20 protein-coding genes and 1 tRNA gene are annotated in these 21,035 nt (G+C 43.9%); 4 read left to right on the top strand and 17 right to left on the bottom strand.

Features of this window, described 5'->3' with window-relative positions; translation table 11 throughout:
• Positions 1–3 precede the first annotated feature (3 nt).
• Positions 4–729: a tRNA1(Val) (adenine(37)-N6)-methyltransferase gene (locus LX66_RS25825; RefSeq protein ID WP_145718892.1), complete on the top strand. Its 726-nt coding sequence runs from the start codon at positions 4–6 to the stop codon at positions 727–729.
• Between the two features lie 7 nt (positions 730–736).
• Here LX66_RS25825 and LX66_RS25820 read toward each other — a convergent pair whose 3' ends face one another.
• Positions 737–1,216 carry a hypothetical protein gene (locus tag LX66_RS25820; protein ID WP_145718890.1) on the bottom strand — a complete coding sequence of 160 codons (480 nt, stop codon included), beginning with the start codon at positions 1,214–1,216 and terminating at the stop codon, positions 737–739.
• A gap of 49 nt (positions 1,217–1,265) precedes the next feature.
• Positions 1,266–2,480 (bottom strand): NAD(P)-dependent oxidoreductase, encoded by a 1,215-nt coding sequence (locus tag LX66_RS25815; protein WP_145718888.1) that lies wholly within the window; start codon positions 2,478–2,480, stop codon positions 1,266–1,268.
• Positions 2,481–2,522: 42 nt separating this feature from the next.
• On the opposite strand from LX66_RS25815, the gene hscB reads away from it, so the two are divergent.
• Entirely contained in the window at positions 2,523–3,050 is a 528-nt protein-coding gene (gene hscB, locus LX66_RS25810) for a Fe-S protein assembly co-chaperone HscB (RefSeq protein ID WP_145718886.1), read from the top strand.
• 31 nt (positions 3,051–3,081) lie between these two features.
• A tRNA-Leu gene (locus tag LX66_RS25805) sits at positions 3,082–3,165 on the top strand.
• A 170-nt stretch (positions 3,166–3,335) separates the two neighbouring features.
• Here the strand turns inward: LX66_RS25805 and LX66_RS25800 are convergent.
• The 3 genes from LX66_RS25800 to LX66_RS25790 are packed head-to-tail and all read right to left on the bottom strand — an operon-like array spanning position 3,336 to position 6,231.
• Positions 3,336–4,565: a hypothetical protein gene (locus LX66_RS25800; RefSeq protein ID WP_145718884.1), complete on the bottom strand. Its 1,230-nt coding sequence runs from the start codon at positions 4,563–4,565 to the stop codon at positions 3,336–3,338.
• Complete coding sequence (locus LX66_RS25795) at positions 4,562–5,002, bottom strand: QcrA and Rieske domain-containing protein (protein ID WP_145718881.1); 441 nt, start codon at positions 5,000–5,002, stop codon at positions 4,562–4,564. The genes LX66_RS25800 and LX66_RS25795 overlap by 4 nt, the downstream gene beginning before the upstream one ends.
• Positions 5,003–5,031: 29 nt before the next feature.
• The gene (locus LX66_RS25790; RefSeq protein ID WP_145718879.1) at positions 5,032–6,231 is read right to left on the bottom strand and encodes a di-heme oxidoredictase family protein; all 1,200 of its coding nucleotides are present in this window, start codon (positions 6,229–6,231) and stop codon (positions 5,032–5,034) included.
• A 120-nt stretch (positions 6,232–6,351) separates the two neighbouring features.
• Here LX66_RS25790 and LX66_RS25785 point away from each other — a divergent pair, with 120 nt between their 5' ends.
• On the top strand, positions 6,352–7,008 hold the full coding sequence (locus LX66_RS25785) for a metal-dependent transcriptional regulator (protein ID WP_145718877.1): 657 nt from the start codon (positions 6,352–6,354) through the stop codon (positions 7,006–7,008).
• Between the two features lie 96 nt (positions 7,009–7,104).
• Here the strand turns inward: LX66_RS25785 and LX66_RS28415 are convergent, their stop codons facing one another.
• The 12 genes from LX66_RS28415 to LX66_RS25725 all read right to left on the bottom strand — a co-directional run bounded on the left by LX66_RS28415 (position 7,105) and on the right by LX66_RS25725 (position 21,022).
• Entirely contained in the window at positions 7,105–7,557 is a 453-nt protein-coding gene (locus LX66_RS28415; RefSeq protein WP_211366567.1) for a heavy metal-binding domain-containing protein, read from the bottom strand.
• Positions 7,558–7,604: 47 nt separating this feature from the next.
• Positions 7,605–8,192: a hypothetical protein gene (locus LX66_RS25775; protein WP_145718875.1), complete on the bottom strand. Its 588-nt coding sequence runs from the start codon at positions 8,190–8,192 to the stop codon at positions 7,605–7,607.
• A 123-nt stretch (positions 8,193–8,315) separates the two neighbouring features.
• The gene (locus LX66_RS25770) at positions 8,316–8,741 is read right to left on the bottom strand and encodes an HYC_CC_PP family protein (RefSeq protein WP_407643617.1); all 426 of its coding nucleotides are present in this window, start codon (positions 8,739–8,741) and stop codon (positions 8,316–8,318) included.
• Between the two features lie 115 nt (positions 8,742–8,856).
• Positions 8,857–11,256: a heavy metal translocating P-type ATPase gene (locus LX66_RS25765; protein WP_244620514.1), complete on the bottom strand. Its 2,400-nt coding sequence runs from the start codon at positions 11,254–11,256 to the stop codon at positions 8,857–8,859.
• Between the two features lie 99 nt (positions 11,257–11,355).
• On the bottom strand, positions 11,356–12,009 hold the full coding sequence (locus LX66_RS25760) for a class I SAM-dependent methyltransferase (RefSeq protein ID WP_145718871.1): 654 nt from the start codon (positions 12,007–12,009) through the stop codon (positions 11,356–11,358).
• A gap of 10 nt (positions 12,010–12,019) precedes the next feature.
• Entirely contained in the window at positions 12,020–13,282 is a 1,263-nt protein-coding gene (locus tag LX66_RS25755; protein ID WP_145718869.1) for an efflux RND transporter periplasmic adaptor subunit, read from the bottom strand.
• 1 nt (position 13,283) lies between these two features.
• The gene (locus LX66_RS25750; RefSeq protein ID WP_145718867.1) at positions 13,284–17,666 is read right to left on the bottom strand and encodes a CusA/CzcA family heavy metal efflux RND transporter; all 4,383 of its coding nucleotides are present in this window, start codon (positions 17,664–17,666) and stop codon (positions 13,284–13,286) included.
• Positions 17,667–17,911: 245 nt separating this feature from the next.
• The gene (locus LX66_RS25745; RefSeq protein ID WP_145718865.1) at positions 17,912–18,226 is read right to left on the bottom strand and encodes a DUF6660 family protein; all 315 of its coding nucleotides are present in this window, start codon (positions 18,224–18,226) and stop codon (positions 17,912–17,914) included.
• Positions 18,227–18,557: 331 nt separating this feature from the next.
• Positions 18,558–18,989, bottom strand: coding sequence for a heavy metal-binding domain-containing protein (locus tag LX66_RS28410; RefSeq protein WP_211366564.1), 432 nt, complete (start codon positions 18,987–18,989; stop codon positions 18,558–18,560).
• Positions 18,990–19,027: 38 nt separating this feature from the next.
• Entirely contained in the window at positions 19,028–19,600 is a 573-nt protein-coding gene (locus LX66_RS25735; RefSeq protein WP_145718863.1) for a hypothetical protein, read from the bottom strand.
• 122 nt (positions 19,601–19,722) lie between these two features.
• Complete coding sequence (locus LX66_RS25730; protein ID WP_407643619.1) at positions 19,723–20,118, bottom strand: HYC_CC_PP family protein; 396 nt, start codon at positions 20,116–20,118, stop codon at positions 19,723–19,725.
• A gap of 97 nt (positions 20,119–20,215) precedes the next feature.
• Positions 20,216–21,022 (bottom strand): hypothetical protein, encoded by an 807-nt coding sequence (locus tag LX66_RS25725; RefSeq protein ID WP_145718859.1) that lies wholly within the window; start codon positions 21,020–21,022, stop codon positions 20,216–20,218.
• Between the last annotated feature and the right edge of the window lie 13 nt (positions 21,023–21,035).

The following is a 21,035-nucleotide window of genomic DNA, read 5'->3' as shown; positions in this document are numbered from 1 at the left end:
CGCATGCCTAATTCCTATTTCAGGTTCAAGCAATTTACCGTGCACCAGGACCGTAGCGCCATGAAGGTGTGCACGGATGCCTGCATACAGGGTGCGTTTACCGCGCGGTACCTGGCCGGGCGTGCCGTGCCGGTGCAGCAGGTGCTGGACATTGGCGCCGGCACCGGGCTGCTGGCCCTGATGCTGGCGCAGCAACTGCCTGCCGCCGCCATTACCGGCATAGAGCTGGATGCGGCCGCTGCCGGGCAGGCCGCGGAGAACTTTGCCGCATCGCCCTGGGCCACCCGGCTGCAGGTAACGCAAACGGATGTACGCTATATGCCGGCTGCCCGGCAGTATGACTGCATCATCACTAATCCCCCTTTTTATGAAGGCAGCCTGCAGAGCAGCAATGTCCTGCGCAACCAGGCCATGCATGCCACCACCCTGGGGTATGCGGAGCTGCTGGACGCCATTGCCACGCACCTGGCCGCCGATGGTCTTTTTTCCGTGCTGCTGCCTTATGCCGCTTTCGGCACCTTCCGCCAACTGGCGGCGGCTCCCGGCTTTTTTTCGCAGGAAATACTGGAGATCAAACAAAGCCCGCGGCATGACTATTTCCGCACCGTCGGCATTTTTAGCCGGGTCACTACCAGCCCGGTCCTGCACAGCCTTACCATCTATGATGAACATAACAGGTACACGCCGGAATTTACCGCGTTGCTGAAGGAATACTACCTGTACCTGTAAGCCGGGATCAGTTTTCCGAAACGGTGACCGCAAAGGCGCAGTTACTGCCGCCAACCGCTACCGGCACCACATTGGTGCCGAACTCGCCCGGTATGCCTGCGCCCAGGAGGGTGATGGTTTGCAGGCCCGTGCCGGTAAAGACACCGGCATTGGAGAAGAACATACCATTAACTGTAGCGGAAGTAACATCCCATTGCCCCGGCGTGGCGACCATCACTTCCAGCGTAATGGTATGGGATATCGTGAGGGGAACGCCGGAAACATAGGCGCCCAGTACCAGCACGTTGGCGCAACTGCCGTTCGTACCGCTGACCAGTGTAAAAACGGCCGGGGAGTCCAGGTTTACGCCACCGCCACCGGTGGTATCTGTACCGTTGCCGGTAGTGTCTGAAGTACCGGGAAAGGGAACTTCCAGGCTGTATTCCCTGCAGGAAAACAGCAGCAGGCATAGCAGTGCAAGTAGTATTTGGGGTTTGGCGCTGTTCATGACTTTTACATTAAGGTATAGTGGGGAAAGTACCGGTGCAAAGGTACGCTTAGCCGTGCACATAACCTTCCAGGTAGGCAAATCTTTCTGCCAGGCGTCCTTTGTCCACGATCGTGGCATTGCGGATCACCCCGCTTTGCGGCTGCAGCAGGTCCTCGAATACGTACTTCATAAGCTGGTCGCCGAAGTACTGGGAGGCGTCGCGGGGCAGCTCGTTAGGCAGGTTGCTCACGCACATCATGTCTACGGAGCCAGGCTGGTAGGGAGGCGTACGCTGCCGGCTGATGCGGTCCACGCCATATACCGGGTCTGCGATGGTAGAGTCTCCCAGGTTGCAGGGCACGGAGCCGTAGGCATCGTCTGTAATATCCGCGATCACCTGTATGCGGAAATTATCCTTGGCCAGGTCTTCCCAGGTGAACAGCGGCGGAATGCCCTCCTCCCAGTAAATCCCGTTCATGAGGATGTCGCTGGCCGTTACGTAGGGCAGGAAGCGGCACTCGTATTCCTCCGCATGAGCGTGGAAATCGTCCCGGCTGTAGGTTTTGTCCGTTCTGCGCAGGTACAGTTCCCCGGCCTTGAGCTGGGTATATACGGGATAGGCATAGCTGTTGATCAGGTATTCTTCCGGGGGGATGTACTTGATGCCCAGCATACCCATTACTTCCAGTATGCCGGCTGCTACACGGCCGGAGCCGGTCACCACGATCTTGAGCGGGGGCAGCTTGATGCCGAAGTAATGTTTGATCAGCTCCTGCAGGTCGTGGCAGGTATGCACGGGCCGGTAGGTAAAAAGCCCGGTCCTTTTCCCGTAGGTCAGCAGGCCGTTATGCGCGCCTACCACGCCTGCAAAGAAGCCGAATCCCAGGATGCGCTGTCCGTCCGCATGCACCAGGCATTCATAATCTACGAGCGTAATACCCTGGTCAATGATATGTTGCAGCATGGCCTGGTTGCCGGCCTGCTGCTTCTTGGTGTGCGAAAAGAACAGGTAGGTCTTGCCCGGTATCAGCTTTTCCCCGGGCACTTCCTTGATGCCCATCAGTATGTGGCAGTGGGAGAGGTCTTCCTGCAGGAGGATACCTGCGTTCGCATACTCCTGGTCAGTATAGCAGCGGTGGGGGGAGGGCTGCACGGTGATGCGCACACGCGGGTAGTGCTGCAGTATCCACTGGCATTGCTGGGGCGTAAAAGCCACGCGGTTGTCATGCGGGATCTTTTCTTCGCGGATAAGGCCGATGTTTATGGTGTCTGTATTTTGCATTATTCAATTTACATAATCCGTAATTATTAACTTTATGACCGTATGAATTATTTTGAGCTCCTGGGTATGCCGGTTTCCCTGCAGGTGGATACAGAATTGCTGCGGCGCCGCTATTATGCGCTGAGCCGGCAGTATCACCCCGATATGCATACGCAGGCCGGCGCGGCCGTTCAGGCGGAGATGCTGGAAAAGTCCGCCCTGCTGAACCGGGCTTTCCAGGTGTTGGGTGACGGGCAGCAGTTGCTGGCCTATGTGCTGGAGCTGAACGGGCTGCCCGAGGATACGGCGCCCTACCAGCTACCTGAACTGTTCCTGATGGAAATGATGGACATCCATGAAAAGCTGCTGGAGCTGGAGTACGACCCGGAAGAGGAGGCCATTGCGGCACTGCAGCAGCAGGTAAAGGAAATGGAGCAGGAGGTATGCGGCGAGGTAGCGGAAATGCACCGGGAATATGATGTTACAGTGTTGCCGGCACTTGCCCTGTACCGGCTGAAGGAGTGCTACTATAAGCGAAAATATTTATTGGGTATTCTGGATAAATTAGCTACATTTGCGTCCCGCATTTGAAGGGAGTCATGCTCCCGGAATGAAGCGGATTGCCCGGATGGCGGAACTGGTAGACGCGTCAGACTCAAAATCTGGTTCTCGCAAGGGAGTGCAGGTTCGATTCCTGTTCTGGGCACGATGATTATCAATAAGTTATGAAGGTCGCAATCTTGCGGCCTTTATATTTTACTAAAATTTGCCAGCAAATTTGCCAGTAAACATGAAGGCAGGAAGTAAAGAACTATTTTATAGTATAAAGTTACTTATTTTCATTGCAAGTGGAAAACTTATCCACTCAAACCTGCGTTAGAAATACGTCGAAAATCCAAACTGAAAACCTGCCAGTCTGGAAGGTGGATTACCCAAAATATCCCGCTGCCAGTTATAACGGTAATTGAAGCGGACAACGGTTTGCGCTGTTGGTCGCCAACTGATGGCCGGAACAATGGAAAATACATCATCACCAATACTGCCACCGGTAGATTTGAAGGTACCTTTATTCCAGTCTACGTATTCCAATCTTACAGCAGCGTTTAATACAGCATTTTCAAAACCAAACATTGGCTTTTTCAAAATAGGCTGTACAAAATCTATAAAGCCTCCTTGTTGCTTACGGCCAAATTGTTCAGTATAGGTGTCAGGTACATCAACATTCACCCAGGCCCACTCACCATTGATATAGGTATTGGCTTTTGCGATAGTGGTATTAAAATCTACTGCATACACATTTACTCTTCTTTTCTTATCAAGCGTTAACCCATCTTCCTGGTATTTGTTGTAAACACCGCCCATATAGGATAAGCCCAATTCTCCGATTTTTCTGTTGCGTACCGCCACCTTTCCTGTAAACAAAGGGCTACCATTAAAACTTTCCTCAAAGCGATCTTTATTTTCTTTGCTGGCAGGTAAAAAAGTTTTGTTTTCTGAATTGGCAATGATCTTATCATCAAAACCATTGGTTAAATATGCTTCATAAGCATATACCCAGTTATCTGTATATTTTTTCCCATACAATCCAAAGCCTACATTGCTCCAGGTGGCAGGAAGCATTTGCGTTGCTGAAATGGGACGGTCTACAAATTCCCATTTAGGCCCATCGTGGTTTTGATTGAATGCGCCTATAGGGTTCATTATTACACCACCCCGTACATTTAAGAGTGGTGCCAGTTCAATATCGACAGAAGCAAATTCGATATTGATCTCTTTGGTGCCATCCTCAAATTCTATTTCAGATAAAAATTTTATTCTTTTATAAATGGTGGAAGCTACAAACAAGGTTAACCGCCTCATCTGGAATTGGTGTCCTTCGCTGATGCCGTCTTCACCTAAATACTGATAATTTGCTTCTACATATCCGCCTAATGCTACCGGTAGCTTACCTACCTGTAAAAAAGGACGGTTGTATACAGCATCCATATTCAATTGTGGTTTAGTACTATCTTTTGGTACCTTCCGCAATAAAGATGGATCAATCTGCGCTATGGTGGCTGAAGTAAGTATAAGCAGCAGTATATTTATGAATATAAATTTTTTCATTTTGCTCGCAGGTCAATAAAAAGTTGGTTGTCATCAATTGTTACAGGGAAAGTGCGCAGGTCTTTATCAGCGGGGCCATTGGTAACCCGGCCGTGATTATTAAACTCGCTGCCGTGCGCCGGGCATTGCAGGAAATTGCCGGATGCCTGCAACTCTGTTCCCTGATGCGTGCAGCGCATCCATAATGCTGCATAATTATCTTCCCCAAAACGGTATACGCAAATAGGGTATTGCAATGCTTCGTTACGAACGATGATAAATGAACGATAAGCTGTTTTGCTTTTTTCCCTGAAGGCTTCTTTATCTATAGTAAGACCATCCTTTCCTAATGTACCCGTTAAATAATGGGTAGCGCTGCAGGAAGAAAAGGAAGTTGAAAGGCCAGCCATAGCAAGGCAAGTTCCGCAAGTATCTATTATAAATTCCCTCCGGTTCATTTGTAAAAAGTGTAGGTGTTTGAAATAGTTTACAATGATTCAAGAAACCTTATCAACGCGTTCTTTTCATCTGCGCTCAATTGCTGAAAGCTGGCTTTACTTTGTTGTCCCTCACCACCATGCAACAAAATAGCTTCTTCAATACTTCTGGCTCTACCATCATGCAATAAGAAATACTGTCCTCCCTGCGATTTTTTGGAAAGCCCCAGCCCCCAAAGTGCCGGTGTGCGCCACTCAGGCGTCTTTGCAGCGCCTTCCGTATAACCGTCATCCAGGCCGCTACCCATATCGTGCAGTAACAGATCCGTGTACGGATGAAATGTCCTGTCGGCTAATGCTGCAATAGAAGATGGCCCTGTTGACAATGTAGGCGTATGGCATTTTCTACAGCCAGTATTTGCAAAAACCTGTTGACCTTTATTTACGGTTGCATCGGTTCGATTGCGTTGAACAGGCGCTTTAAGCGTCTTTAGATAAAATACTACGTCCAGCACTGTTTGGTTAGAAATTTCCGGGTCTATTTCGTGGCCAGTATAGGTATCATAATGCTCGTAAGTAGAACTGATACCTATATCCTGGCTGTAGGCGTTGGCAGTCTGTTGCATGAGGTCATATACAGCAGCTTTTTTACCAAACCTGCCGATGTATTTGCCGTTTCGCTCTATTGTGCCAGGTCGTAGCGTTGTATAAACTGGTATCACTATCCAGTTTGGGCGACCGGAAATACCGTCGCCATCAGCGTCGTTCTCATCTGCCAACGAGAGCAGTGTTGCATCCGGTACAGCATCCAGCAATCCCAACCCTGTATTGGCAGGTGGTGTAAATCTGGAAAAAGTAGCCCCAGCAGGAATTTGTTCCGGCTGAAAGCCGGGCATAGCTCTTTGCTGCAATTGTGGCCCTCCCTGATGCAGGAAATGGTTACCGGTACTGTCTGTTTGTCCAAATCTTGTCAACGTTGTGAATGGATGGCCTTTCCCATCCCCGGCATGGCAAGTGCCGCAGGAAGTAGCAACAAACAAGGGGCCTAGTCCCGTTTCAGCAGTGAATATTTCGTCATTAAAAGCTATATCTCCCCTTAGGAATAACTGATGTTGCTCAGGAGTTAGACCCTCTATGGGACCATCCAGTATTTCATCATCGGCTGGGGCTTTGGGCAGCATCTTTTCACAAGCAACACCTCCTGTGATAAACAGTAGAATACCTCCCAAAACCAATATTTTGTTTCGCATAAAAATTGTAGTAGACAAGCAAAATTATTAAATTTGATTAACAAATCAATAATATTTAGACTAACCTAAATAATAAATTATAAACCCTTTTGTTATCTTGCATTAAAATCACTTAATGCCGTGCATTCATTTACCGAAGAAAATTATCTGAAAGCTATCTATAAACTACAGGAAGCAAATGGTGAAATGGTTGCCACTTCGGAGGTGGCAAAAATTTTAGCTGTTAACGCCGCGTCTGTTACAGATATGGTAAAAAAGATGGCCCAAAAGAAGCTCATCATATACCAAAAAATGAAGGGCGTAAAACTTTCTGAAAAAGGAAAGCAGGTGGCCATTGGTATTATCCGTAATCATCGGCTATGGGAGGTATTCCTGGTAGATAAATTAGGCTTCCGGTGGGATGAGGTACATGAGCTGGCAGAACAGTTGGAGCATATTCAAAGCGAAACGCTGATAAGCAAATTAGATGCTTACCTGGGACACCCTAAAACTGACCCGCATGGCGATCCTATACCGGATGCCAATGGTGTATTTGCAAAATCAAAATCGGTATTGCTTTCTTCTATGGATGCCGGCGGTCATGGTAAATTTACGGGTGTCAGCGATCATACTCCTGCCTTTTTGAGTTATCTTGATAAAATCGGACTTTCTTTAGGCGATACTATTAAAGTAATGCAGGTAGAAGAATTTGATAAAAGTTATACCCTGCAGTTGAAAACAAAGAAGGAAATAACCGTGAGCTTTAAAGTGGCGAATGGCTTGCTTATTTCTGCGTAAGGTGTTACTCGCTAAATACAGAATACGTACTAAAAACAAACCGGGCAACCTCGCGTCGCCCGGTCTTACTTTCAAAGCTAAATGTACCTAATACCCTTATTGTAAGGAATCCTGTCTGTCATTTTTCTCTTTCTGCTGTGCCAGTTTCATCCCGCATTTGGGACAAGTGCCGGGCTTCTTACTTTTTATATCCGGGTGCATGGGACAAGTATATAGCCCTACAACTTCCATTTTCATTTTCTCTTTTGGAGAAAGAAACAGATCCTTGCCACATTTAGGACATTTACCTGGTTTGTCGCTTATAACATCAGCATGTACCGGGCAAGTATATGTTTTGGTTATTTCCCTTTTCATCTGCTCTTTTTTTGAAAGCGTTAAATCCATATTGCATTTTCGGCATTTACCTGGCTTATCGCTCATTACATCCGGGTGCATGGAACAAGTGTATAGCGCTACGTGTTTAGTAGTGTCCTTCCTCCCGGCTTTTTCCTGGGCAAATGTTACAAAAGAAGTAACTACGGCGATCAGGAGGATGATTAATTTTTTCATTGTGTTTAGTATTATGTGAATTAAAAACTGGTTGTTGGATTGTTTGATTAATTTTTGGCAACCGGTGCAACAGTGGTTTCCAGCAGCCGGTTTACTTTGAATTTCTTTGCGAATCCATCATACAATGATAGCTCGGTATCGCTCCTGAACTGTGCATCCAGGAAATTTTGGAACAGGTATTTATCAGGAAACGAATGTTTCAGGTTATTGATAGTTAAAGGCATGATTTCCCCATCGCCGGTTGTGGAGTAGAAATATTTCCTTTCTATTTGTATGCCTTTACCCCGTGAAACATTCACATCCCGGTAGTAAATCCAGATATTTCCCTGTTCACTGAGGGTGTACGGTATTCTATTCCACGTGCGGACAACCTGACCGTTGTTCCGCTGATAAGCATATATTTCATTTTTAAACAGCTTTTTCTTTTCACCCATGTGATTTACTGTAATGAAATCCTTTCCAGAAAACTCATGAAACCTAATGTTGTTTTTTTCAGATGCAGTATTACTGGCGTAAGAAAGCCTGTTGTTATTAAAATCGGTATAATTAAGATAAATACCGCTTTGATTCCGTTGTGCATTAGCGTACATGCCGAATAAGCCTATCAATGCCAATGACATGAATATCTTTTTCATACATAAACTTTTTAATGTTCTCTTTTTGAAATGCGAAGTTGCAGGGGTGTTAATCCCGCAAGGTAGCAGAAATGCCTATGACCCGCTCTTGAAATGATTACGAGCAGCTCGTGGAGTAGGAAATCAAATACGGAAAACACAATTGCGGACGAACAGGGATATTTTTCCTGTTTGAGGGGGAGCATGTGTAGTCGGATGATGAGCTATTGCAAGTGTTTGAACAAAGGCAGAAGAAAAGATGTCCTTTGTTTGAGTAGTTACCGGAAATAAGGGTTTAATCAGTTTAACACTTTCATCAAAAGCTTTTTGATCTTTCTCAATTTTAATCTGCTGGTGTTCATCATGGCAACAACCATTTATCTGGTAGTTGCAGTGGCCGGTATTACCAGTTTGGGTCATACCGCAATAAGGGCAGGCATCGGATTTTTTCTTTTCATCCCCTAATCCCCATGCAACCAACCTATCCATACAATAATGGCGGTATATGCCAACTCCCACGGAGGAGGAAAGATAAACCAAGGCTAATATGGTGATTAGGAACCTTTTCATTACCTGTCTAAAAACTGCACTGTAAAAATACTACAATCTCACAAGAAAATTGTTATACAATTTCTGGCGAGATTTATAAAATTTTGACACGGTAAAAAGCCAATTATTATAAAAATCAAAATTTCATCCTTTGTATCCTTACCGCATTCAGAATCGCCAGCAGTGCCACACCCACATCAGCAAACACAGCCTCCCACATAGTTGCCAGTCCACCCGCACCCAGTGCCAGTACAATAGCCTTTACTCCAAATGCCAATCCAATATTTTGCCATACAATTCTATTGGTTGCCTTGCCAATTTTAACAGCGGTGGCTATTTTAGAAGGTTGGTCGGTTTGAATAACAACATCTGCTGTTTCTATTGCTGCATCACTGCCTAAAGCTCCCATTGCAATACCCACATCACTTAAAGCAAGTACAGGTGCGTCATTGATGCCATCGCCGGCAAAAGCAACAATCTTACTTTTATCTTCTTTGATTTGCTCTACCTTTTCCACTTTGTGTTCGGGCAGCAGGTCGCCGTAGGCATTATCAATATTCAATTGTTCTGCAATCTTATCAACTACAGCCTGCTTATCGCCGGAAAGCATAATAGATCTTATTCCCCGTTTATGTAAGTCGTCAACGGCCTGCTTGCTATCCTCTTTTATTTCATCCGCAATGGTTACATACCCGGCTAATTTATTTTCAACAGCCACTACTACAACCGTATCTGTAACATTTTTTAGTTCTTCATTTACCGGGATTTTGAGTTTATCCATCAATTTTACATTCCCTGCGAGTACTTCTTTACCATTGGCTTTTCCTTTTAATCCATGTCCTCCGATTTCTTCCAGGTCAGTGATAGTCATGTCCTTCATAGCATTACCAGCATATTCGACAATCGCCTTTGCTACCGGGTGAGTAGATTTGGATTCAAGGGCTGCTGCTAATGGTAACCATTGATCATCCGGCATGTCGTAACTTTTTACCTGCTGTACCTTAAAAACCCCTTTGGTCAAAGTTCCGGTCTTATCCATGACGACAGTATTCACTTTCGTCATCAGGTCAAGATAGTTGGAACCTTTAAATAGAATGCCGTTTTTTGAACCAGCGCCTATTCCTCCAAAATATCCCAGCGGGATAGATATTACCAATGCACAAGGGCAAGATATAACAAGGAATATCAAGGCGCGATATAGCCATTGATTGAATGCGTAATTTTCCACAAAAAAATAGGGAATAAATGTGAGCCCGATGGCAAGAAATACGACAATGGGGGTATAGACCCTTGCAAAGCGTCTGATGAATTGTTCCGTCTTTGCTTTACGGGTTGTAGCCTGCTGCACCATTGTGAGTATGCGAGCCAGCGAACTATCGCTAAACAGTTTGGTAACTTTTAACTCTATTACCTTCTCCTGGTTGATCATGCCCGCCAGCACCGTTTCTCCCTTTGAAATGGAGGAAGGCTTGCTTTCGCCCGTTAATGCCGCTGTATTAAACGAACTGCTATCGCTCAGCATTTCACCGTCTAAGGGCACTTTCTCGCCAACCCTTACCTGTATGGTATCGCCTACTTTCACATCTGTTGGCGAGACCTCTTTGTAATTCCCGTCTGCCAATACAGTTGCGGTATCCGGTCGTATATCCAACAGCGCTTTGATGCTTCTTTTAGCACGATTTACCGCTGCGTCCTGGAACAATTCTCCTACAGTATAGAATAGCATTACTGCAACTCCTTCAGGATATTCCCCTATATAAAATGCCCCAACGGTGGCAATCGTCATTAAAATAAACTCCGTAAATACATCACCTCTTACCAAGAGCCTGATACCCTTTACAGCTACAGTCCACCCAACCAATAAATAGGCAACTCCGTACCACACAAAGCGTACCCAACCCGCAAAGAATGCGGGTTTTATGTAACCGTCAGTTATAATTCCCGCAATAAGCATTACGAAACACATAATAGCCGGTAGATATACTTTCCATGCAGCACCTTCTTCGCCATGTTCATGTTCTTCAACTTTTTCATGTTTTTGTTCAACTTCCTCTTTGGGTCTAACGTCCTTTTCGTATACTATTTGCCGGACTGATTTTACTTTCAATCCTTCCTGGTTAATAGCATTTAAGAGCTGCTGCTTATCCGTTTTTGTCTGGTCAAGCTCTAAACGGATGTTGCCTGTTGCAGATACAGATACATCTGCTATACCTGGTATTTTCTTTAACTGATTTTCTCTGACGTTTGCTTCCATCATTTCCCGGATACTTTCTACTTCAATCAGCAAATGATTAAACTGCTCCGTTATTTCCGCTCCTGCTTCTTTTGCCAAATGTTCTACCCGTTCAATAGAAATTACATCAGGATCGTAATGAAAGCACAGTTGCGCCTTATTTGCTTCATTACCCGGAATTAGATGTGCTTTTTCAACACCCTTATGCTTTTGCATAACAGTAATAATCCGTTGCACACAGGCATCCCGCTCATCTGGTATTTCAGGTAGGAGCAAATCCAAATTGATCTTAATTTTTTTCATAATCATTAATTAATGAAATAAAAAATGATAATATTTATATCAAGGAAAAGTTGTATTACTTCCATGACCCAATAAAGTTTAATTGTTAATTATCAGACGTTAAAACTTAAAGGATTTATAAATTGATAAACTTCCAAGTATGGTATTGAACTTTTTTAACTCCGTTACATTTACAAATCCGTTCTCAATCAAATAATGAGGAAGGAGCCCTTTCACATTATCACGGGTTGTTGTAAAGCCATCAAGTAGCTGTACAATATAAAATAGCAACCTTACAAAAATATTATTAGGTTTTCCCCAATCAGCAATATTGAACTCACCTCCTGGCTTTAGTACCCGTAATACTTCCTTAAATGTGCGCTGTTTGTCTTTACTAGACAGGTGATGAATCATAAGGCTGCTGGTTACTACATCAAAATGATTATTGGGAAACGGGAGGGCATATGAGTAACCTTCCACTAACTTTATATCTGCTTGCTCGGCTTCTATTTTCCTTTCAGCTATGGTCAGTATTTTTAAGTCACCGTCCAGTCCCGTAACGTTAGCAAAAGGAAATTTGCTTTTCAGCATCAAAGACAATGTAGCTGTACCACAACCAATGTCTAAAATTTCCAGTGGCTTGCTTTGGGAAAAGCTACTAATAAGGTAAGACTTCCACTCCTTCTCCCTGAGGAACCGCGCGATCAGAAAGTCATAAAACTTCGTTAGCCGATTATATTTTAATGCTGGTATATAAGTCGATTGTGAAGTCATAAAATCAATTTTAATGTTCTTCTTCTTCTCCGCCTCTAGATTTAGATAACACGTAGAAAGCACCTTTTGTTATTATCTGAGCCTTTTCCGGTAATTCTTCCAAAGGAGTGATTTGTGTATATCCTAATTCAGTTACCCCAGTAACCACTTCTACTTTTTTGAACTGATAATGTTTCCCCACTTCATCCTTCTTTTCTTCTCCTTCTTCTTTAGGCTGTTCTGCCGATTTTTCTTCCAAGCCTGCCAGCATATAGATAAAATCCTTTCCTTCCGAACGAACCAACGCATCTACCGGTACAGCCGTTGTTAACTGGTTGCCTACGTCAATTAAGGCTGTTACATACATGCCGGGAATAAGTCTGTACCGGGCGGCATCCCTAATAATGGCATGAACAATAATACCTTTACTGGCATCTTCAAACGATTTGTTGATGCCATATATCTCACCATGTATCTGTTGATTATTCTGATTCGTAAGAATGAAATTGACTTTTTGACCGGTTTTTACTTTAAACAGATCTTTTTCAAATACAATCAGGTCGCAGTGAATCTCTGAATTATCAATAATTTCCATTAAAGGTTTTCCAGGTTCTGCAAATGTGCCTGTATTAATTGATATGTGACCAATGGTGCCACTAATGGGGGCAACAACCGGTATTTGTGTTACCAGTGTTCCGTTAACAACTGCTACAGGATTAATGCCTAACTGCTGCAATTGTTTTTCCAATCCTAATAGTTTTGCTTTCTCTGCATTGTAATTAGCCTGTGCCTGTTGTAATACTTTGCCAGTTCCCGCTTCTGCCTGGTTTAGTTCCTGCTGACGTTTTAATTCTTCCTGTGTAAAGGCAAAAGCATTCCTGGTGGTCAAATATTCCTGTTGCATTTTTACGAACTCCTGATTTTCTAACCAGACTACTGGTTTCCCTTTTTCAATGCTTTGGCCTTCCAGTACAGTTATCTTACGCACAATACCACCCATCAAAACATTTACATCTGCCTGGTTCTGTGGAGGTGCAGCTAACTGACCGCTTGCCTTTACTACCGCATTCAGGTTTTTTTGCTCCAGATTGCCAATCGTAATACCAACAGCTTTAAGTTGCTGTTCAGAAATCTCAACTACATCTGTATGTTCTTCTTGTCCTTCTTTTTCATTGGCTGCTACTTCAGTTTTTACTTCTTTTTTATCTGTGCTGCCGCCGCAGGAATACAATAATAAACTGCTTAGCAAAAAACAAAATGAGAAATAGACTGTTTTATATTGAAAGTGCTTCATATTAATTTCCTCCTTGCAGATAGTTTAATTGAATAATGGACTGGTTGTACTGGTTAAGCGCAGATAAATATTGTAGCCTGCTTTGAACGGCAAGACTAATGCTTTGTATAAACTCAATATACCCGATCTCTCCTTTACTGTAAGCAAACCGGGCAACCCGTATTTGTTCATCCGCTAATTTCAAACCAGTTGTTTGATAATACTCTACCGTTTGCCGGTATTTCTGATATTCCTTTAACCAGGCTCGATACTGGGTTTGAAGCTCCCTGGAAGCGTTTTGAAATTGTGTTTCCGCTACTGAAACGCCTATTTTGCTGGCATTTACCCTTGCTTTGTTTGCACCATTAAACAATGGCAGGCCGATTCCAAACTGTACTCCGCCAATTCTTGTTCCGGGAAAATAGCCCCTGTTAATCTTGGCAGGATCGAACCCGGAAATAACCAACTGATGGTTGTATCCCAGGGTAAATTCAGGAAACATTTTGGCTCTTTCAGCACGCACACCGGAGGATCTTACCTGCACCTGTTGCTGATAGTAGTCCAATACAGGATGTTCATTAAGGGATGATGTGTCTTTTTGACTAGCGGCAAAAGACAACACTGGAAGTATTGTATCGGTAATGGATATTTGTTCGTCTGTATTAAGTAATTGCTGTATAGTCAATTGATAGACCTGAAGATCAGCCAGCGCTTCTTTTTTCAGAAGCTGTACCTCCTGGTATTTGTTATCTGCAGCCATCTTTTCCAGTTTGGAGGTTTCACCTGTTTTCAGCCGAATGGCTGCTTTATCAGAAAAACTGTGGTAAATACTATCCTGAAAATCCAGCCATCGTATCTTCTCCACCCCGTACAGGTAATTATAGTAGGCTAGTTTTACTTCCCTTAGCAATCCGGCTTCGGTCAGATTGTGAAATTTATCAGCCAACCTGGTTTGTTGCAGCAAGAGATCCTTTTGCCGCTTATAGTATCCTGGCCACGCAAAACTTTGAGTGAAGCCGAGCGAATTGTCTATGTTACCGCCACTGGTAGGATCTTGCGTTAAGGTAAAATTGGTTCTTCCCGGCTCAAAGGCAGTTCGTTGCATAGCTTTATTCTGTAGTACCTCAAGCGATACGGTTTTTAACCGCAGGTTTTGTCGTTTGGCTATAGCAATAAGGCTATCAAGGTTTACAGGTTTATCTTGGGCAGAACCTGATACAGGGAAGAATAATGAGCAGCAAACTACGATTATCACGATCGTACTTACAGGTTGTATCTTCATTTTGCCGTTCTTTCCATTCTTTGAAAAAAGAATATACAGGCAGGGCAGCACAAACAAGGTAAGCAGCGTAGCTGTTATCAAGCCGCCGATCACTACCGTTGCTAATGGCTTTTGTACTTCTGCCCCGGCGCTGGTAGAAAGGGCCATTGGCAAAAAACCTAGTGATGCTACAGATGCTGTCATGATAACCGGGCGCAACCGGACTTTGGTGCCTTCCATTACCCGTTGATTGATATCCGTTATACCTTCCTGTTTTAATTGGTTAAAATAGCCAATGAGTACAATACCATTTAAGACTGCTACCCCAAACAAGGCAATGAAACCGACACCTGCAGAGATGCTGAACGGCATTCCCCGAAGCCATAACGCCACTATGCCGCCAATAGCAGATAAAGGCACCGCTGTAAAAATAAGCAACATTTGTTTTACACTACGAAAAGTAATGAACAACAGGAAAAGAATTAAAGCCAGTGCGGCAGGAACTGCAATGGATAATCGTTGCTTCGCTTCTTTCAGATTCTGAAACTGTCCACCATAGGTGATATAATAGCCTGCCGGCAATTTCAATCTTTTATCCAGGATGCTTTGAATTTCAGCTACGGTGCTTTCTACGTCCCGCCCACGAACGTTGAACCCTACATAGATCCTACGTTTTCCACCTTCACGGGACACCTGGGCTGGCGCTTCTTTAAATGAAATGCTGGCAACCTGATCCAGGGGGACTTTGTTGCCAGAGGGCAGGGGGATAAACAGGTTTTCAATGTTCATTATATTTTCCCGAAGATCGCGTTGCAGACGTACTACCATGTCAAAGCGCTTTTCACCTTCAAAAACAACACCTGCTACTTCACCGGCAAATGCGGCGCGCAGAACTCTGTTCACATCACTGATGCTTAGACCATACTGTGCCATCTTATCCCGGTTATACTCTACTACTATCTGGGGCAACCCTGTTACTCTCTCTATAAAAGGTTCTGTTACTCCCTTTACCGGTGCAATAAATTTTGCCACATTATTGGCCTGCTGGGCCAATATATCCAGATCATCTCCGTAAATCTTTACAGCAACGTCCTGCCGGATGCCGGTCATTAGTTCATTAAAGCGCATTTGCATAGGCTGGGTAATTTCAACATTCACACCTGGCAAAACGGATAGCGCTTCTTCCATCTTCTCCATCATTTCCTCTCGTGTTTTGGCGCTTGTCCATTTTTCTTTGGGCTGCATTGCTACCATCATATCTCCGCGTTCAATGGGCATTGGATCAGTAGGTATTTCTGCGCTCCCTATACGGGTAACCACTTGCTTTACTTCGGGAAACTTTTGCTTTAAAATATTTTCTGCCTTTGAGAATGATTCCACCGTCTGGCTAAGTGATGTTCCCTGCATCATAGAAATCTCCACTGTTAGATCACCTTCTTCGAGTGTAGGAATAAACTCGCCTCCCATACGGTTGAAGATGACTAAACTCATTCCAAACAGAGCTAAAGCAATTAGTACAGTGGTCACTTTCCATTTTAAAACCCCTTTCAGTACAGGTTCATAAATTCGGTGAAAGAAACTCATAATCCGGTCGGATACCGTCTTTTTATGTTCTGTCTTTTTGCTGAGAAACAAAGCGCTCATCATTGGCACATAGGTAAGCGATAAGATAAATGCGCCAAGAATTGCGAAGGCAACGGTCTGGGCCATCGGCTTAAACATCTTGCCTTCAATACCTACAAGGGCAAATAGTGGCAGGTAAACGATCAAAATGATTATTTCTCCGAACGCGGCACTGTTACGGATCTTGGAGGCAGCCTGATAAACTTCCTCATCCATTTGCTCCTTTGATAATCTAGCAACGCCTGGGAATAAATTGCTCTCTGTAATTCTGAAAATAATGGCTTCCACAATGATAACCGCACCGTCTACAATTAATCCAAAATCAATAGCCCCCAGGCTCATTAGGTTGCCAGACACATTGAATAACTGCATCATACCAAATGCAAACAGCATAGATAGCGGTATTACGGATGCCACCAATAAACCTGCTCTTAGGTTGCCTAAAAGCAGCACCAGTACCAGTATTACTATTATACCGCCTTCCACAAGATTTCTTTTCACAGTATCAATGGTGCGACCCACCAGTTCTGTACGATCAATAAATGGTTCTATAACTACTCCTTCCGGTAAGGACTTTTGTACCTGTTTCATCCTTTCTTTCACATGCTCAATCACACTGCTGAAATTTTCACCCTTTAGCATTAATGTAATGCCGGCTACCACTTCTCCTTCTCCATTACGTGTAACAGCCCCGTATCTGGTGGCGCTGCCCCATTGTACCTTTGCCACATCACGGATGAGTACAGGAATGCCATTTACACTTTTAATTACTATTTTTTCAATGTCGCCTAGAGTTTTCACTTGCCCCAGGCCCCGTATAAAGTAGGCATTGCTCCGTTGCTCAATATAGGAACCGCCGGTGTTTTCATTATTATTCTCCAGTGCTTCAAATATTTCTGTAATGGAAACATTTTGAGCATTAAGCCTTTCGTTGTCAAGGGCGACTTCGTATTGTTTTACATAACCGCCCCAGCCACTCACTTCCGCTACGCCTTCCGTGCCCGCTAACTGTGTACGAACAAGCCAGTCCTGGATGGTACGCAAATCCATAGCAGTATATTTTTTTTCATAACCAGGCTTGGTATGTATAACATACTGGTAAATTTCGCCCAAGCCGGTTGTAATGGGGGCCAAACCAGGCTCGCCCATTCCTTTAGGAATAACCCTTTCAGCTTCGGTTAGACGTTCGCTTACCTGCTGACGGGCCCAATATACATCCACCTTATCCCTGAAAACAAGAGTTATAACAGAGATACCTGAACGGGAAATAGAGCGTTTTTCAATTACATCTGCAATGTTGGCCATTGCAAGCTCTATGGGTGCTGTAATGAATTGCTCTACCTCCTGAGCGCCCAGATTAGGGGCCTGGGTGATGATCTGCACCTGGTTATTGGTAATGTCGGGCACAGCATCAATTGGCAATCGCGACAGCGATATAATACCCCAAACAACTAAAGCAAGGGTAAATATCCCAATAACGAGTTTGTTCTTTATTGAAAAATGAATGATCTTATCGAACATAATTGATTAGTGTTTTGAAACGAGCCGGTAATACTGGATGATACGAAGTATTATACCAGCAATCATTATAGCACTTAACAGTACAATAATTACTATTTTAATAATTCGTAAAGCCAACGGCTGTTTAGGGCGTTTCTGCCTTTTCTTGCCTTTTTTAGAAGTCAATTGTGACAATTAGAATATGTGCAACAATAAACGCCAAAATCGTAAAGACCTGACATACAGTTTGCAAATAAACCAGAAGATTATAGCAATTGAGGCGGTTGCCAGACAGGGAGAGATATTTCTATAATGCCGGACTGGCGGTTATCTGAATAAAGAGAAGATGTAAAGTTTGCAGGGGTGATTAATGTATAAAAACCATAATTAAGCGTAAAACCGGCGCAACAGGTACATTGGCAGAAAGGAGAACAAGTATCGGTATCCGGATGCTGTTGCACTGGAGTTTTTGTAATTTCTGTTTTTGCTTTTCTGGCCATCATGGCAGACGCAGCATCAGCACAAGGCATACAGCTCAGTGCGAGTACGATAATTGCCATTATAAAGGCCAAAAATTTCATGTGGCAAAAATACAGGATTTTGTTACAATTTTATAGAGGGATTGGCAAATAAAATGGCAATATAGTTGCATATTAAGCATATCTTGACCTAAAAGCCCCGATATTGCGGTCTTGATGTTGGGTGACCCATATAGCCATGGGAAGCACGGGGTGTACTGGAAGCCTGATTTTCAATATCACAGAACCTCATTTTGAAATTTTGCTGGTTAATGCCCGTCATATAAAGAAGGTTCATCTTCTCACAGGCAAAAAACCGGGATCACTCCCGGTTTGCTGCTTTCTCACAATGCAGGACTTCCTGGTCAGGAATCCTATCAAACTATTTCATTCCTTAATTTGTTTCCGGCTTCTTCTCTGCCAGCTTCATTCCACATTTCGGGCAGGTACCCGGTTTGCTACTTACTACATCCGGATGCATAGGACAGGTATATTTCATCACCTCCATTTTCATTTGCTCCTTTTTGGAAGGGAGCAGGGTCTTGCCGCATTTAGGACAAGTGCCCGTTTTATTGCTGATAACATCCGGATGCGCCGGACAAGCGTAAGATTTTGTTACCTCCATTTTCATCTGTTCTTTTTTGGAAAGTGTTAAATCCACACCGCATTTAGGGCACTTACCCGGCTTATTACTGGTTACATCCGGATGCATAGGGCAGCTATATACCGTTATATGCTGCGTTGTGTCCTCTCTACCGCCTTTTTGCTGGGCATATGCGGCAAACGCAGTGGTAATGGCGATCAGGAGCATGAGTAGTTTTTTCATTGTTATTATCTTTAATTGTGAATAGTGATCTTTCCTTTTTAGTTTTTAGTATTGGCTGAAATGGTTGTTGCCAGCAGATGGTTCACTTTGAATTTCTTTGCAAAACTATCGTATGTTGATAACTCTGCATCGTTCCTGAATTGAGCATCCAGGAAGTTATGGAACAGGTACTTTTCAGGAAACGAGTGTTTGAGATTACTGATTGTCAAAGGAAGTATTTCACTGTTTCCTGCTGTGGAATAGAAATACTTTCTTTCCATCTGTATTCCTTTACCCTGCGTAACATTCAGGTATCTGTAATAAATCCATATGTCTCCCTGCTCACTCAGCGTATAAGGCACCTTATTCCAGGTACGGACTACCTGGCCGTTATTACGCTGATAAGCATATATCTTGCCTTTAAACAGTCTGCTTTTTTGGCCATTGTGCTTAACGGTAATAAAGTTATTACCTGAAAATTCATGGAAACGGAGCTTATCTGTACCGGCATAAGAAAGTTTGTTGTTTCTGAAATCGGTAAAGCTCAGGTAAATACCACTCGGGTACTGCTGCGCATTGGCATACAATGCCAATAAGCCTATAAATGCCAATGACATTAATATCTTTTTCATAAAATAAGTTTTTAAATGTTGTTGTTTTGGTGTGGCGTACCGGGACGATCAATCCCTGTCAGGCAAAGAGGGAATGCCTATAGCCCGTTAACAGCATCATACGGGCACCTCGTGGGGTAAAATCAAATGCGAAAAACACAATTACGAATGAATAGGGTAACTTTTCCTGTTGCTGGGGGAGCATGCGTTGTTGGGTATACTGTAACTGCTGAAGGTACAAAGACATTATAAAATTCAACCGGAAATTGGGTAATAGCCAGCAAGTACGGTTTTGCCAGCTTAACGTTCTCATCAACCTTTTTTTGGTCTTTTTCAATTTTTATCAGTTGATGCTCATTGTGGCAGCAACCTGAAGCTTGCTTCCTGCAGTGCTCACCAGGGCTGGTTTTTCCCATTCCACAATAAGAACAGGCATCGGACATACTATTTTCATCACCTACCCCCCAGGCAACTAACCTGTTCATGCAATAATGACGGTATACATTAGCTCCGACGGAAGAGGAGAGATAAACCACCATTAATATGCTAACCAGTAACCGTTTCATTGCCTGTTAAAAATCAGTATAAAGTTACGTCAATAAGAATCAGGAATTGTTATATAATCTTCCGGAATATTTATAAAATTTTGACCTTGTTTATCGCCAACCTGCCTTGCTTCTTAAAGCCATTTTTTAATGTCTTGGAACTGATCGCATAAAGTACGAACCCCGAAATTACAGTTACCAGGCCAAAGACGGAAAATACGCGCAATAGTATATTGCTGATATTATCTCTGGACTCGTAATCCATGGTGTGCAGCATCCATAGTAAATCAAAAGTCCTCCATTTATTATTACGGAACTTTTGAACAGTGCCCCATTCACTGGCCACATATACGGTTGTGGCCGATGGATGTTCAAACGTAATAGCATAGGCTGGCAATGGGCTCTCCCTGTATTCGTGGTGCCTGCTGGTGGTAGTCAGATATTCAACGGCTGCGACCTTTGGATTACCGTTAAATCGGAGCTTTGCCACCGCTACAGCTTCATGCTCAGAAAGCGCCGGTCTTAACTGCCCAGTCTCTGCATTGACAAGGAAGATTTTCTGGTGCCCGGAATGATCATGGGAGTGGTTATTTCCAGTAGCGCCCATACTCCTGATCTGATAGTATGGCTTTCCAAGGATCTGTATTAACTGGATGGAGGTTAATGAATCAATACCTGCTATCTCCCGGATATTGTTCAGCGCCACCGTAGGTGATACCAGCGGAAGATTGGCCGGCAGTAAAGGCTCTGGTTTCTTCTGAAAATCGCCATGCACCTCATCCATATTGCTCCAGCTGAAATACAGCCCGCCAATGGTCCACAGTAAAAATTGTATCCCAAGGATAAGACCCAGATAACGATGCGCTTTGCGAATGTAGTAATGTTTACTTTTTGCCATGAAAACTATAATA

The organism is Chitinophaga japonensis (assembly GCF_007830125.1).
In the GTDB taxonomy this organism is placed as follows: domain Bacteria; phylum Bacteroidota; class Bacteroidia; order Chitinophagales; family Chitinophagaceae; genus Chitinophaga; species Chitinophaga japonensis.
This window is presented reverse-complemented; position numbering and strand designations above follow the sequence as displayed.